Origin of the sequence: uncultured Allobaculum sp., assembly GCF_948576815.1 — a bacterium.
Classification (GTDB): Bacteria; Bacillota_I; Bacilli_A; order Erysipelotrichales; family Erysipelotrichaceae; genus Allobaculum; species Allobaculum fili.
This window is the reverse complement of sequence record NZ_CAPAEZ010000066.1, coordinates 1-14,319: the sequence shown is the minus strand read 5'-3', so window position 1 is coordinate 14,319 and position 14,319 is coordinate 1. Positions and strand designations below refer to the sequence as shown.

Sequence of the window (14,319 nt, the reverse complement as noted above, 5' to 3'; positions counted from 1 at the left end):
CGACAATAGCCGCAAGGCAAAGATAGGAAGTTGCCGAACATGAAGAATCCCCCGAAAGATAAAGGAGAAATCCGATATCGTTCGGGGATTTTTCTACGTTTGAAGCGGTCTTTGATGAAGAAGCAAAAATCCGGCTTACGATCGGCGCCTGGATTGTTTGTGCGCCTTCCACACCTGATAGAGAATGTCCTTCAGAGCTAGCATGGCATCCTGTTCGCCAAATCCGTAATCGATTTTGAGCGCGTCCAGCAGACGCTCGATTTCATGGGCATACCACGATATGTTGACCTGATTCGGGTACTCGGCCAGAATGGGATACTTTTTCGCCCAGACGCTCGTCCAGTCGATTTTATCTGTTAGTGAGTCGGTGGAGCGTTCGATCGCCTGCTCGATTTCTTCTTTGTCCAGATCGGACTGGATGAGTTCGTCAAGACTGAGATGATAGAGAGCGGCCATCTTTTTGGCCTGGCGAAGATCCGGAACGGTTTCGTCCGTTTCCCATTTGGAAACGGTCTGGCGGCTGATGCCCAGTTTTTCCGCAACGTCTTCCTGAGAAAGGCCCTGCTTCTTTCTGGCTTGAAATAAACTGCTGCCTAACGTCATGTCTTTCCTCCTGTTTTGTCTGAACAAAGTATAGAAGATGCCGGGATCCCTCTCCACCGTCCAGAGAGAGCTGTTGCGTCCGAAAACGTAACGAGCTGGTTTATTTGCGGTTTCTTCCGGACAGCCAGAACATTCTTGCTGCCCGGAAGCGCCCAAAAGGAAAGCCCCTGTTTTTTGAAGAACGCCGTCGCGGTTCACGGATTTGGCTGGCTGTTCGTAGGATCGCATGCGCTCATAAGTTATAATATGGAAGTTCATCTTTCGTTTGTTCAAACGAAAGTGCAGAAAGGAACCATGATATGAAGAACTGGAAACGTATGCTTTCTCTCGTTCTCTGTGCCAGCTGCATGATGCCTGTGAGCACGGTATCCATGTTTGCTCAGGAACAGACCGATTCCCTTACAGACCTTCCGACGGACAGTGTGGAAACGCCGGATGAGGGAGATGATTCCTCTTCCGATACCGATTCAGAAGACAAACCCGGAAACGAAGTCGATGCGACGGTTTACGACTGGTACAAAGATCCGAAAACCGTTTATGAAGTCAAGCTGTATCAGGATGACCTGGCGAAACTGACCAGCAAGGATGAAACGGAACAGCAGGCGATCCGACAGGAACAGGTACGCGCCGCAAAATTCCTGGAAGATCATGAATATGTGGAAATGCACCGCCTCTACAACCCGAACAGCGGCGAACACTTTTATACGTCTGATGAAGACGAATTCAGCTACCTTGTCCAGGCGGGCTGGAACGATGAAGGCATCGGCTGGCTTGCTCCGCTCAGCGGCGGTAAGGAAGTCTATCGTCTGTACAACCCTAACGGGGACCACCATTACACCATGGATGCCAACGAACGCGATTTCCTCGTTTCGGCAGGATGGAATGATGAAGGCATCGGCTGGTTTTCTGCCGATGAAGAAGACGCGCCGAACACTCTTCCGGTTTATCGTCAGTACAACCCGAATCAGTTCATGAATAACCATAACTATTCCACGGATGCCCGGGAACACCGGATGCTGACGCAGAAACTGGGCTGGAACGATGAAAATATCGGCTGGTATGCTATTTCTCCGGTTTCCGTTGTGGAACAGTCCGACCACACGTTCAAAGTCTATGACAACAAGACGATGGAACAGCTGGAAGGCGAGCAGAAAGTCGGCGGACAGGTAATGATCCTCGATCCGAAAAACGACGGAAAATCCGTAATCGGTCTGTATAAAACCGAGGACAGCGTTTACCTCTATGACGAAAACGGCTTTCAGTCCTACGGTCTGAAAGAATACGGCGGCGATACGTATCTCTTTGATATCGATACCGGAAAGGCAACCGTCGGCGATTACCTCATGGATGAAAACGGCGAAAACCCGCGCTATGTGACATTTGATGAAGAAGGACGCATGCTCAAGGGCGTAACCGTCAACGGCATCAAGTACGACCAGGACGGTACGAAGCTGACCTTGACCCCAGACGAAAGCCTCATGCTTGAGTGCCTGGCGGTATACCGCGATGCAGGACGTGAACTGCGCGATATTTACGACTGGACATGGAACACCATTCGCTACATTCCTTCCGATAAGGAAAAGGATGTGCCGTCCGATATGACGGCTCTCCAGCATCTGGCTACGCTTGGCTTTACGGATCGTTCCGGAAGTGCAGCCGTCTTTGCGGCGACTTTCGGCACGCTGGCCAAAAACCTCGGCTACGATGTACAGGTCATCAGCGGCGAACTCCGCACGCAGAGCGGCTGGTCCGATCACAGCTGGGTAAAAATCAAGCTGGACGGAAACGAATACATCTTTGACCCGATGCTCGAACGTGCACTGAAAGGCGATGGCAATCTCTGCTGGATGCAGAACGCCGAACGTCCGAAATATCAGTACAAAGAAGGCTTCGTTCAGGAATAAGCCGAGTGAAGGATCTTCACAGACAGAAGATCCGTTTTGAAAAAAAATTTAGTTCTGCAGGCGAAATCGTCTGGATTGAGAAAATCTGGGCGGCTTCGCTTTTTTTGCCCGTTGGCCTTTTCTGTTCCGGTCTTTAAAGGAAGGCGGTTTTCCAAAGCCGGGAAGAGGTTTGAACAATCCGTCTGGATACCGTATCGAAATGCTTGGTGAGTGAAAACGCTTAAAACGGCGAGCGGTTTGTTTTTTATTCCAGTGGGGTGGTCAAACTGCGCGAAGTGCAAAAAGAATGATTAATATAATTCTGAACAAATTAAACAGCCCGCCAAAAAGGCATAAGGCAAACGTTTCAAAACAGAACAGAAACGCGGCTGAACAGAACAGGCAGAACGCCCAGGAGGAATAGAGCAGACTATGCAGAAACCATTTCGATTTGATCTTCACATGCATTCCGACGCATCGAGCGATGGCCAGTTTACCCCGAAGGAACTGATCGATATCGCCAGAGAAAACGGCATGAACGCGATTGCACTGACCGATCACGATACGCTCAGAAACACAGACGAATTTGCAAAGGAAGCGAAGAAAGCCGGAATCGATACAATTATTGGAATCGAAGTTTCGACGCTGTATAAAGGGGAATATTCCGTCCATCTACTTGGCTATAACGTAGATCCCGAAGATTCATGGCTGAATTCTCTGGAAGCCATGCAGGACGAAATTCGCCGAACGACCTTTCATACCCGCGTGGAAAAACTTTGCCGCAAATACAATCTGACGGTCGACGAAGAAGAAATTTTGCGCCAGGCTGGGGATAAAAACCCATGGTTTACGCTGATGGATGTCGTTTTTCAAATGCCGGAAGCGCAGAACATTGAAGACTTTCAGGATTACCTGCCTGGCGGCAAACGCTGCTCCCCGGCGCCTGTCAATTTCTACTGGGACCGCTGCGCCACACCGGACAGCGATCTGTATGTACGTGTAGATGCGCCCGATCTTTTTGAAGCCATCGATCGCGTGCATCAGGCCGGCGGCATCGCCGTTCTTGCCCATCCGTTCCGTACGTTTGATCACAAGGATGAAGAACTTGAGAAGCTGATCGAAAGCGGACTGGACGGCATTGAAGCCTATTCCAACTACCATTCTCCCGAACAGATCGATTACTACCGCACGTTTGCGGAAAATCACGATCTGATGATTACATGCGGATCTGATTTCCACGGCGAAAAGAAACCCGATATTGTCATGGGCGACTATCACCTGGATCGGGACGGAACCCCGTATTTTGAACGCTTTTCCAGAACGCTCAGCAAGCACAAGAACAGCGCGAAGTAGATCGCAGTAAGGCAGTATGATAACAAACGAACTGGCTGGTTGACGCAAGGCGGATTGCCATAAGATAAACGTGAATAAGCAAAGCCCTGCGGACATGGATCCAGAACACTGGACGGAAGCCGGCAGGGCTTTTTGTGTACAAAAAAGGCGGGATTGCGCCCGCCTAATTTGTTTTGATCGATAATTTTACTCTAATTAGTCACCAAGGGTAACAGCACCAGTTGGGCAAACGCCAACGCAAGCGCCGCAATCGATGCATACATCAGCATCAACTACTGCTTTGCCGTCTGGAAGGGTGATAGCACCAGTAGGGCAAGCGCCTTCGCAAGCACCGCAACCGATGCAGAGATCATCATTAACTACAGCAGCCATTGTAAAGTCTCCTTTCGTTTGGTCCTCTCCATTATAGAAAAAATCCGGGGATCGAGAAACGTTTTTATCCCCGTTTTAGTTAGCCCTAACATACAGTCGCAAAGCTCTGGAAATTCCATGTAAGGGATACCAGTCGAGTTTAAGGAAACTTCAAAGGACGAAATCGGGAAAGGGCGGGCATCGCCGGCAGGCAAAAAAATGAAGAATGGTACGCTTAGGACAGCATTATCCGAATCGCTTTAGCGCGTCGGAAGCGCTTTCGGATCCTTAGTCCGGACAGATGCGGACAATTTCGTCAAAACGACACTTTCCCCGGTTTGCCTATGGAAATGAGGAATAGAAAGACTAAGATCAAAAGCATATAACAGGCATACCCGCACGGGCATGCAAGATAAACAGGAGTGATGAATATGGGTTTTAAAGAAGCAGCTACGCAGACATCGATTCATACGATGGTCAACTATATTAACGGAAATCCGCAGAAAAACCTGCCCCGTCTGATGGCTCTGATCAACACGGTAATGAAAAACGATACTTCATTTCCGGGCCCCCGGGCAGCGATCACAAAAGTTGTCAACGATCCCGACAACAATCTGAACAAACTGCTGTGCAATATTTTTGAAGATGTGGATACCGGCGTCATCAAAAAAGCCTTCACAAACTTCGTAATCAACGCCAACTTTATTGGCTGGGAAAGACAGCAGAAAGTCCGTGAAGAATATGGATGCAATGTCCCCTGGACGATCCTTCTTGACCCGACAAGCGCCTGCAATCTGCACTGCACCGGATGCTGGGCAGCCGAATATGGAAACAAGCTGAACCTGTCCCTGGATGAAATCGATGACATCATCCGCCAGGGCAAGGAAATGGGCGTTTACTTCTATATTTATACAGGCGGTGAACCGCTGGTTCGTAAGAAAGACCTGATGGAAATCTGCCGTCGTCATAACGACTGCGTCTTCATGTCCTTCACCAACGGTACGCTGATCGATGACGCGTTCGCGGAAGAAATGCTGGAAGTGAAAAACTTCTTCCCGGTTATTTCGGTTGAAGGCCTCGAAGAAGCCACCGACTTCCGTCGCGGAGAAGGCGTTTATGGCAAAGTTCTGAAAGCCATGGATATCCTCCATTCCCACAAGCTGCCAATCGGTATCAGCTGCTGCTACACATCGAAGAATATTCCGTCCATTGTTTCGGATGAATTCATCGATGAAATGATCAGCCGCGGCGTAAAATACGCCTGGTTCTTCCACTACATGCCAGTCGGCAACGATGCTGCAGTCGAACTGCTGCCGTCTCCTGAACAGCGTGAATACATGTACCACCGTATTCGTGAAATCCGTGAGACTAAGGAAATCTGGCCAATGGACTTCCAGAACGACGGTGAATACCTCCAGGGCTGCATCGCCGGCGGACGCCGCTACTTCCATATCAACGCCAACGGCGATATGGATCCATGCGTATTTATCCACTACTCGGATTCCAACATTCGCGAAAAGACCATCCTCGAAGGACTCTGCTCGCCAATGTTCATGCAGTATAAAAACCATCAGCCGTTCAACGGCAACCATTTAAGACCGTGCCCAATGCTGGAAAACCCGCATGCGATCGGTGAAATGGTTCATGCTTCCGGCGCACATTCCACAGACCTGGAATCTCCGGAATCGGTAGAACACCTGATGGAAAAGACCGAGGAATATGCGAAAAACTGGAAACCGGAAGCAGACCGTCTGTGGAAGATTTCTCACCATACTCCGTACAAGGAAACGCATGAATACATCATGTCCCGTGAGGAGTATGAACAGACTGTCGTTCCAAAACTGAACCGCCAGATCGACGAGTATACGCCGGATTCCTTGCGTTCTTCGATAAAATAACCTGCCTTCTAAGCGGAGAATGGTATCTCATACGAAAATCCATTGCAGAACAAAACGCAGACTTTGATTCATGGAATCTGTTATGGCAGTGCCAGGCGCGAATGCCCGGGCACTGCCATTTTTTTCGGCGGATTCGGTAAAATGGAATCGTCCAATCGGAAATACGAAATACGCACCACAAAGCAATAGAAAAACGGAAACCATAGAGAAAGAGAAAACTTTGGAGAAAACAGAAAGGGGAGCGTGAGATGATTCGAGGGGTGATTCTGGATGGAGACGGAACGATTCTGGACTCCATGGGGATTTGGAAAAACTTTGCCAGAGACTGCCTGAAGGAGCTGAAAATCGAAGATCCGGACTTTCCGCAGGAGCAGATTGAGGATGCGTCGCTCAAAGAAGCCGCGCAGATTTTTATCGATCACTACCGGCTCGATCAAAGCGTTGAGGAAATGCTGGAATTTTTTCAGGAACGGCTGCGCTGGATTTATGCCCATAGTGTAGAGCTTCTTCCCGGGGCCGCTAAGTATCTGGCTGAGCTGGAAGAACGAAAGATTCCGTGCATGATTGCTACAGCAGGCGACGAAGTGTGTGTTCGATCGGTGCTGCGCCGCTACGGACTGGAACCGACGTGCGATGGTGTGTTTGACTGCACCAGCGTGCGCATCGGCAAGACGGATCCGGCTATTTACGATCTGGCCAGAAGAAATATGCATCTGACAAAGGAAGAGGTCATGGTTTTTGAAGATGCGCTGTACGCCCTGCAGTGCGCCAGCGAAAACGGCTATCCGTGTATCGCCATCTGTTCAGAATACGATCCGGAATACGAAGAAAAGAGCGCCTGTGCGCTCTGGACAATGCCCGATTATAAAGATATGGACCGCTTCTGGAAGCTTTGCGAAGAACCGGAAGAAGATAGGTCCACCCGATAAACCAAACAGAAAAGCCAGTGCAAAGCCGGGTGTTCCTGCGTACAACAGAAGATCCTTACGTTCGGACCAGCCCTGGACGATCCAGATTCGAAAAGGAAAATGCAGAGGGATTTTCGCCTCTGCATTTTTGCCAACGAATGAAAATGAATAAAAAGAACAGCGAAACACGTTCATTCCTCTATACAATTGAATCAGGGACCCATTCGCTTCATAACTGAGCCAGAAAAGGAATACGTCCAGCCGTATTCAATTCAGCTTTCCTGGCCTGAACATTAAGCGGAAAGGGATCGGAATCCATTAAACACTTTGTGAGGAGGGACGTTATGCAAAAGTCTTCTGGTCTTTGGAACACCTTGCTTTTTGTACTGCTGCTGGTTCTTGTCGTGATGTTTGCGATACAGAAGCAGTATGTCTTTGCAGCCAGCCTGTTTTATGGTGCGGCCTGTACAATGATTTCTCTGCGTCCGCTTCCTTCAAAATCCGTCAAAACCGTATCCATCGCGGTCGCTGCTCTGATCGGCGCCGTTCTGGTCTGTCTGGCTTTTGTCGTCGATAATCCGTATCCGTACGAGAATATCTGCAGCGCGGCGGTTGTGATCATTGGTCTGGGTCGGATTTGCTGGACAAAAACGTCTAATGAAGAATCGATCGCAAAGGCGAGATAAACCGGCTCACGCAACAGCGTCGTGCCGAACGTCTCTGTAGCGATTCGAGTCGAGCCGTCTGGGAGATTCTTCTTGCAGTGAAAAGAAAGACACTGAAATGGAGTCCATTGTCGAGCTCCGTGACGGATACAGAGCGATCCATTCAGGAAATAGGCAAATCGAAAAGCTGAGAAATGAAAAACTGAGAAATAGAGGAACACGGATTCATTCGGATTCGGGCATAGAAAAGCGAAGGCCTTGACTGACCTTCGCTGTTTTTCATTTTGAATGTGTGCTGCAGAAAATGAAATTCCGACGGCTTGTTATCGGCTTATACGCAGCCCTGGGCTTTCATTGCCTGAGAGACTTTGAGGAAGCCGGCAATGTTGGCGCCGATTACGTATTCATCAGGATGACCGAATTCTGCAGCGGTGTCTCGGCAGTTTTCGAAGATGCCGACCATGATGCCCTGGAGCATTTTGTCGACTTCTTCTGCAGACCAGCTCAGATGTTCTGCGTTCTGGCTCATTTCCAGACCGGAGCAGGCAACGCCGCCGGCGTTGGATGCTTTACCTGGAGCGTAGTAAACGCCGTTGGACATCAGATAGTGGATGGCTTCTGGAGTGGTTGGCATGTTCGCGCCTTCGCATACGCAGAAGACACCGTTTTTAACGAGCGCTTTCGCATCTTCGAGATCGAGTTCGTTCTGGGTTGCGCAAGGCAGAGCAATGTCGCAGGGAATAGACCATGGACGCTGACCTTCCATGTAAACCGCATCGGGATGGGTTTCACAGTATTCTTTAATGCGTCCGCGGCGAACTTCCTTGATTTCCTTAACGCTGGCCAGATCGATGCCGTTAGGATCGTAGATCGAGCCGTTGGAATCGGAGAGCGTAACGACTTTCGCGCCAAGCTGCTGAGCTTTCTGCGTAGCGTAGATCGCAACGTTTCCGGAACCGGAAATATCCACGGTTTTTCCTCCGAAGCTCATGCCCTTGTTCTGGAGCAGAGCCTGTGTGAAGTAGCAGAGGCCGTAGCCGGTAGCCTCGGTACGAACGAGGGATCCGCCGTAGCTCAGACCTTTACCAGTCAGAACGCCGGACCATTCGTTGGTGATTTTCTTGTACTGGCCGAACATGTAGCCGATTTCGCGTGCGCCAACGCCAATGTCGCCGGCAGGAACGTCGGTGTTCGGACCGATGTATTTATAAAGTTCAGTCATGAACGACTGGCAGAAACGCATGATTTCTCCATCGCTCTTTCCTTTCGGGTTGAAGTCTGCTCCGCCTTTACCGCCGCCCATGGGCAGAGTAGTCAGGGAGTTTTTGAAGACCTGTTCAAATCCAAGGAATTTGATGATGGAAATATTTACGCTCGGGTGGAAACGCAGACCGCCTTTGTAAGGGCCGATGGCGTTGTTGAACTGTACGCGGTAGCCGCGGTTTACCTGGGTTTTGCCCTGGTCATCTACCCATGGTACGCGGAACATGATCTGACGATCCGGTTCAAGCATGCGTTCGAGAACTCCGTCATCGAGAAGTTCAGGTTTTTTGTCCTGAATAACCTGGAGGGATTCGAAGACTTCTTCGACAGCCTGAAGGAATTCGGGATCGTTGGGATTTCTCTTTTTTACGGTTTCGTATAAAGCTTTGAGATCAGCCATAAATCCTCCTAAAAATTGACTTTGACATTATAGCATTCTGAAAAACATGCAAGATAACTTGTGAAAATATTTTCAGAATCTTGGAAAATTTTTTGCGAATTTACACAAACACAGCCATTTTTCTGGCCAAAAGTGAAAAAGCAGTCTGGAAGATACCCTGTATTCGGGAAATTGCGCCGGGAAAAACGTTGATTTCTTCAAAAAATGATCTTTTTGTTTTTTGATCGACGAACGCTATATCGAAAATTTAGCCAAATTCATCAAATCGTCCAAAAGAGCGAAAACTGTTCGAAAATGATCGATTTGCATCGTTGGGCTCCAAATCTTTCAAACCGGCACCGCTTCCTGACTGTTCCAGCTGCAGCTTTAGCAACAGAGTCCGATAGAACAAAACAGCATAAAGCAGAAGGCAACGAACAAAGCGAAAGGGAATAGAACAAAGGAGTAGAAAATCGGATTCGTCAGGCTTCCGCTGGAAATACAGCGGACCAGGCCGATGCCAGATGAGAAAAGCAGAATGAAAAACAGAAGGCCGTCCTGCAGTAAGGACGGCCAGTATTTTTTGCGATGAGAACTCAGCGTTTTGGCGCCCGACGATGACTGACGAAGTTGAGCCCAAGCAGTACGGCCATTCGCGGCAGTTCATAAAAGAGAATGCGAATAAGCAGAGCGAAAAGAATCAGCCAGCGAAGCACGAAAATTGAATTTGTCTTTTTGCGGCGGCCGCCTTTTCCTTTTTGCTTATGCATTGGACTGCGTCGGCAGACCGACCAGCCGGTAATAGACGTTGGCCGTCAGCCGATAAATGATGATATAGAGCAGGGCGAACACCGCAATGACGCCAGCTGTTGCCAAGAAGTAGATCGACATCGCGCTCGGACTCAGAATGTCGATGATTTTGGAAAGCATCGTGTAGGCAAAGCCCATATGAACGATCGCGGTGACAAGCGGCAGGAAGAACATGACGAGAACCTGTTCGTTAATCATATGCTTGATCTGTTTTCGCTCCAGCCCGACTTTCTGCATGATCGCAAAGCGCTTCTGATCGTCGAATCCTTCGGAAATCTGCTTGTAGTACATGATCAGAATCATAACCAGCGTAAAGAGCGCACTCAGATACAGACCCGCAAACAGGAAGGCAGCATAAACGCTCAGTCCTTGTCGGCGATCCACTTCTCGAAAAGACAGGGAATACTGCAGACCTGCCAAATCAGCATTCGGATCCGTTCCATGCGCAGTCAGAAAGGCATCCAGATTCAAATTGTTGGTGAAGGCATCCGAAGCTTCCATAAACATATCGTCGCTGACCGATTCCGGAGAAGCGGTGGAACGGGTGATTCCGTCCTCAAACTGGACGGTCCAGGAAGGATAGATTGAAGCATCCTGCGAAGCGTTCAGTTCGAGCGCAAACCAGCGGCTTTGCGTGTCGCTTAAAAAGCGATGCGTAATCGAGTCCGGCAGCGCGAAATCGGCACGAACGACTTCGAACGTTTCTTTCGTATCTTCGTTCGTCAGTTTCTGACCGTTCGAAAAACGGGAATCGAACGCAAGAATCTGATGATCGCCCAGAGAAATATTCTGACCGCTTAGCCGGTTCAAATCGGCGAGATCGATAATTTCGGCTGTGACCAGTTTGTTCTGTTCATCGTGATAAGAAGCAAAGGCTTCCTGATACGTCACTGGATTTTGCGGATGCAGGCCGGCTTTCGCCGCTGCATGCATCGTGATCGCCTGCAGTTCGAGAGAATCCCGAGAAGGGACGCGGCTTGCGTACGGAATGTTCAGATCCATATTGAGCATGGCCGTTCCGGAATACTTGGCATCAAGCGCCGAATTCATCCCCGCAAAGAGTGTGATGACAGTAGAGAGGGTAACGAGAACCATCGTGGAAAGAATGGCCAGACTCGCCAGAGACGCTGCATTGGCTTTCAGGCGATACTTCATTGTGGAAATGGAAATGAAATGGCTAGGCTGATAATAAAACGACTTGTTTTTCTGCAGGCTGTTGAGGATTACCGTCGAGCCGAAAATAAACAGAAGATACGTGCCGATAATGACGCAGACGACAGCGGCGAAAAACAGGAAGAGAGCCTGTACGGGATCTTCGATCGTTACCGCCATCCAGTAGCCTGACCCCAGACTGCATACGCCAAGCACCGCAAGAATCCAGCGGCTTTTTACCGGCTTTTCCGAAGTCGATTTAGTTTTCATCTCTTCGAGCGGATTGTGGCGAAGCAAGGAGAAAAGCGTAACCGCAAGAAGAATCAGATAGCACACCCCGATCCAGAGCGCGGTTCCCCAGACGGCAGACCAGGTCAGAGAAAATCCCTTTGGAATGTTCAGGGGAAGCATCAGTCCCAGAACCAGAAGGAGAATCTTATCCAGAACGATGCCCAGCAGAATGCCGATGACCAGCGAACTGGCATAGCTGATCAGCAGTTCGTAAAAGATGATGCGCATGAGATGGCGCTTTTCCATCCCCAGAATGGAATACAGACCGTTTTCCTGTGCCCGGTTTTTCATCCAGACGCTGTTGATATATAGAAAGATGAGAACGGTAAAGAACTCAACGACGTGAACGCCCAGATTCAGGGTCGTGAGCATAGTCGTTTCGCCAAACGTTCCATCAAAGACCGAAGAGACGCTGAGGGAAAGCAGCGAGTAAAGCATCATGACCATCAGCGAACTGCCCGCGATGAACGGAACGGTAATCCGGCGGCTTTTCTGAATCGACTGCCACGCCAGAGACCAGTAAAGGAAGCGATGCATCAGGCGTTCTCCCTGGAAGACATCACCGTCAGCGTATTAGTGATCTTCTCGTAAAGCTGTTCCCGGCTCTGGGATCCGCGGATCAGCTGATGAAAAATCTTTCCGTCGCGAATGAACAGAATGCGGCTCGCGTAGCTGGCCGCCATGACGGAATGGGTAACCATGACAATGGTCTGGCCCTGCTTGTTGAGCGTTTCAAATAGCTCGAGCAGTTCCTGCGAACTGCGGGAATCCAGGGCGCCCGTCGGTTCATCGGCCAGCATCAGTTCCGGTTCGGTAATCAGCGCTCTGGCTGCTGCAGCGCGCTGATTCTGACCGCCGGATACTTCGTATGGGTACTTTTTCAGCAAAGGCGTCAGGCCAAGCTGTCTGGCCAGCGGCTTGAGATGGGCTTCCATTTCGGAATAGCGTGCCTTGTTTAAAACGAGCGGGAGCAGAATGTTGTCCTTGAGGGTAAACGTGTCGAGCAGGGAGTAATCCTGAAACAGGAACCCAAGATGATTGCGTCGAAAAAGACTGAGTTCCCGGGCGGGAATCGAGGAAGCTTCCCGGCCGTTAATTTTGACGGAGCCGCGCGTCGGCTGATCGAGAACCGCCAGAATATTGAGCAGAGTGGATTTGCCCGATCCGCTCTCCCCCATGATGGCGACATATTCCCCGGCTTCCACCGAGAAGGTAACATCGCTGAGCGCTTCTACAACGACCGAGGAGAAGCGGGATTTATAAACTTTCTGAAGATTAGCAACTTCCAGTACAGACATGATTTCGTCCTCCTTGCCTTCAAGGATAGAAAAAGAATCCTATTTGTCCTATCGATCCTTCTTACCCTTTCCTTACGGGCATGACACGGAAAACTCATCTAAAAAAAGGCAGTAAGAAAATCCCGTGATCGAGACACGATCGGGAAGGGCTATAAAATAAAAAGAATCCGGGAAGTTCACCCATCTGGCAATAGAATTCAGGAGGGGCAACCGTAATTCGCTTTAGATAAAGAGAAAATGAACGGGATCGACGGCACAGGCGATCAAATCCGCTTAAGAACAGCCGCGAGAAACAAAAATCCGACGCGAGGAAAGACGGGTTTGTCTCCTTTGAGGACTTGAAAGATGATGCCGGGCAAAACGGCGGAGAACGGAGTGACAAACCGTTTGGATTTTCCAAACAGAAACGCGGGATCCCCGATTTGGCAGAGAGTGAGTCCAGATTGTCGAAAAGAACTGGATTTGTGACAAAATAGAAGACAGGAATATCGAAAGATTTAGTAGGAGGAACTGAATATGAAAATCGCACTTGCGAACGATCATGCCGCAGTGGCCATGAAAAACGAAATCATGAAGATGCTGGAAGACGAAGGCTGCGAAGTCATCAATCTGGGAACCGATACAAACGACAGCGTTGACTATCCAGACTATGGAGCCAAATGCGCCAGAGCGGTCGTAAACGGGGAAGCCGATCGCGGCATCGTGATGTGCGGTACCGGTGTAGGAATTGAAATCGCCGCAAACAAAGTCCCGGGCATTCGCTGCGGACGCTGCAAGGACGTGACGGACGCCAGACTGATCCGTGAACATAACGACGCCAACATGATGAGCATGGGTGCACGTACAACAGGAATGGAAACCGCAAAAGATATCGTCAACACCTTCCTGACCACACCGTTCTCCAACGGAGCCAACCATATCCGCCGCATTCACAAACTGGCTGTACTCGACGGATCGGCAAAGGAATAAAAGAAATAAAGAAAACGAAGATCCGATAAAAGACCCGATAATAAAGAAAAGGAAGCAGAGAAAGGCACGGGTGCACAGCCGGTCTGAGTCTCTTCATCAAAGTCAAAACAGCGCTGTCCGGGCGGAACGAATCCGCTGCAGACAGCGCTTTTCTATTTCTAAAAACGACATCGCTGTTTTCACTGTTTTCCGCCTGCTCAGCCGGAAACGTATCTGGAGCAGAAAAAGAAGAAACGAAGCGATAAGCGGCCGCCTGGAGCCTCTGTGCGCTCGATGAGCCGAAAATCTTATGCTTGCTTTCTTTTCAAAGCGATGATAAGATAACGGAACACTGTGAAAATATATTTTCCCAGCACTGCATATCCCTTTAAATATCAACGAAAATGCATTAAGTGAAATAAATAAAATATTTCACAAAACATGTTGACAGAGATGTTTGACGATGATATGATAAACAAGCCTTGTGAGAGACATCGAGTTTTTCACAAACAGATGG

At 49.4% G+C, this 14,319-nt stretch carries 13 protein-coding genes; 7 read left to right on the top strand and 6 right to left on the bottom strand.

Features of this window, described 5'->3' with window-relative positions; genetic code table 11:
- Positions 1-135 precede the first annotated feature (135 nt).
- On the bottom strand, positions 136-603 hold the full coding sequence (locus Q2J39_RS08860) for a helix-turn-helix transcriptional regulator (protein ID WP_288340211.1): 468 nt from the start codon (positions 601-603) through the stop codon (positions 136-138).
- 299 nt (positions 604-902) lie between these two features.
- On the opposite strand from Q2J39_RS08860, the gene Q2J39_RS10815 reads away from it, so the two are divergent.
- Together Q2J39_RS10815 and Q2J39_RS08845 are read left to right on the top strand one after the other, a co-directional pair.
- Positions 903-2,507, top strand: a complete 1,605-nt coding sequence (locus tag Q2J39_RS10815) for a transglutaminase domain-containing protein (RefSeq protein WP_353887484.1) — start codon at positions 903-905, stop codon at positions 2,505-2,507.
- A 411-nt stretch (positions 2,508-2,918) separates the two neighbouring features.
- On the top strand, positions 2,919-3,839 hold the full coding sequence (locus Q2J39_RS08845) for a PHP domain-containing protein (protein WP_288340209.1): 921 nt from the start codon (positions 2,919-2,921) through the stop codon (positions 3,837-3,839).
- 195 nt (positions 3,840-4,034) lie between these two features.
- Here the strand turns inward: Q2J39_RS08845 and Q2J39_RS08840 are convergent, their stop codons facing one another.
- Entirely contained in the window at positions 4,035-4,211 is a 177-nt protein-coding gene (locus tag Q2J39_RS08840) for a DUF362 domain-containing protein (protein ID WP_230268306.1), read from the bottom strand.
- Between the two features lie 410 nt (positions 4,212-4,621).
- On the opposite strand from Q2J39_RS08840, the gene Q2J39_RS08835 reads away from it, so the two are divergent.
- From Q2J39_RS08835 to Q2J39_RS08820, 4 genes are all read left to right on the top strand, one after another.
- Complete coding sequence (locus tag Q2J39_RS08835) at positions 4,622-6,088, top strand: radical SAM protein (RefSeq protein ID WP_288340206.1); 1,467 nt, start codon at positions 4,622-4,624, stop codon at positions 6,086-6,088.
- A gap of 70 nt (positions 6,089-6,158) precedes the next feature.
- A complete protein-coding gene (locus tag Q2J39_RS08830; protein WP_230268304.1) occupies positions 6,159-6,335 on the top strand; it encodes a hypothetical protein in 177 nt (58 codons plus the stop codon).
- Between the two features lies 1 nt (position 6,336).
- Complete coding sequence (locus Q2J39_RS08825; protein ID WP_288340204.1) at positions 6,337-7,017, top strand: HAD family phosphatase; 681 nt, start codon at positions 6,337-6,339, stop codon at positions 7,015-7,017.
- A gap of 323 nt (positions 7,018-7,340) precedes the next feature.
- Entirely contained in the window at positions 7,341-7,682 is a 342-nt protein-coding gene (locus Q2J39_RS08820; protein WP_288340202.1) for a hypothetical protein, read from the top strand.
- A gap of 310 nt (positions 7,683-7,992) precedes the next feature.
- Here the strand turns inward: Q2J39_RS08820 and gdhA are convergent, their stop codons facing one another.
- From gdhA to Q2J39_RS08800, 4 genes are all read right to left on the bottom strand, one after another.
- Complete coding sequence (gdhA, locus tag Q2J39_RS08815; RefSeq protein ID WP_288340201.1) at positions 7,993-9,324, bottom strand: NADP-specific glutamate dehydrogenase; 1,332 nt, start codon at positions 9,322-9,324, stop codon at positions 7,993-7,995.
- A 575-nt stretch (positions 9,325-9,899) separates the two neighbouring features.
- Positions 9,900-10,073 (bottom strand): hypothetical protein, encoded by a 174-nt coding sequence (locus Q2J39_RS08810; RefSeq protein ID WP_230268300.1) that lies wholly within the window; start codon positions 10,071-10,073, stop codon positions 9,900-9,902.
- On the bottom strand, positions 10,066-12,093 hold the full coding sequence (locus Q2J39_RS08805) for an ABC transporter permease (RefSeq protein ID WP_288340198.1): 2,028 nt from the start codon (positions 12,091-12,093) through the stop codon (positions 10,066-10,068). Before Q2J39_RS08805 ends, Q2J39_RS08810 begins: the two co-directional genes overlap by 8 nt.
- Positions 12,093-12,854, bottom strand: a complete 762-nt coding sequence (locus Q2J39_RS08800; protein ID WP_288340196.1) for an ABC transporter ATP-binding protein — start codon at positions 12,852-12,854, stop codon at positions 12,093-12,095. Before Q2J39_RS08800 ends, Q2J39_RS08805 begins: the two co-directional genes overlap by 1 nt.
- Positions 12,855-13,370: 516 nt before the next feature.
- On the opposite strand from Q2J39_RS08800, the gene rpiB reads away from it, so the two are divergent.
- Positions 13,371-13,823, top strand: coding sequence for a ribose 5-phosphate isomerase B (gene rpiB / locus Q2J39_RS08795; RefSeq protein WP_288340194.1), 453 nt, complete (start codon positions 13,371-13,373; stop codon positions 13,821-13,823).
- The last annotated feature ends 496 nt before the right edge of the window (positions 13,824-14,319 follow it).

Excerpts from the sequence above, each read along its gene's own strand:
- Q2J39_RS08860 (WP_288340211.1), bottom strand. The coding sequence starts at position 603 with ATGACGTTAGGCAGCAGTTTATTTCAAGCCAGAAAGAAGCAGGGCCTT.
- Q2J39_RS10815 (WP_353887484.1), top strand. The coding sequence starts at position 903 with ATGAAGAACTGGAAACGTATGCTTTCTCTCGTTCTCTGTGCCAGCTGC.
- Q2J39_RS08845 (WP_288340209.1), top strand. The coding sequence starts at position 2,919 with ATGCAGAAACCATTTCGATTTGATCTTCACATGCATTCCGACGCATCG.
- Q2J39_RS08840 (WP_230268306.1), bottom strand. The coding sequence starts at position 4,211 with ATGGCTGCTGTAGTTAATGATGATCTCTGCATCGGTTGCGGTGCTTGC.
- Q2J39_RS08835 (WP_288340206.1), top strand. The coding sequence starts at position 4,622 with ATGGGTTTTAAAGAAGCAGCTACGCAGACATCGATTCATACGATGGTC.
- Q2J39_RS08830 (WP_230268304.1), top strand. The coding sequence starts at position 6,159 with ATGGAATCTGTTATGGCAGTGCCAGGCGCGAATGCCCGGGCACTGCCA.
- Q2J39_RS08825 (WP_288340204.1), top strand. The coding sequence starts at position 6,337 with ATGATTCGAGGGGTGATTCTGGATGGAGACGGAACGATTCTGGACTCC.
- Q2J39_RS08820 (WP_288340202.1), top strand. The coding sequence starts at position 7,341 with ATGCAAAAGTCTTCTGGTCTTTGGAACACCTTGCTTTTTGTACTGCTG.
- gdhA (WP_288340201.1), bottom strand. The coding sequence starts at position 9,324 with ATGGCTGATCTCAAAGCTTTATACGAAACCGTAAAAAAGAGAAATCCC.
- Q2J39_RS08810 (WP_230268300.1), bottom strand. The coding sequence starts at position 10,073 with ATGCATAAGCAAAAAGGAAAAGGCGGCCGCCGCAAAAAGACAAATTCA.
- Q2J39_RS08805 (WP_288340198.1), bottom strand. The coding sequence starts at position 12,093 with ATGCATCGCTTCCTTTACTGGTCTCTGGCGTGGCAGTCGATTCAGAAA.
- Q2J39_RS08800 (WP_288340196.1), bottom strand. The coding sequence starts at position 12,854 with ATGTCTGTACTGGAAGTTGCTAATCTTCAGAAAGTTTATAAATCCCGC.
- rpiB (WP_288340194.1), top strand. The coding sequence starts at position 13,371 with ATGAAAATCGCACTTGCGAACGATCATGCCGCAGTGGCCATGAAAAAC.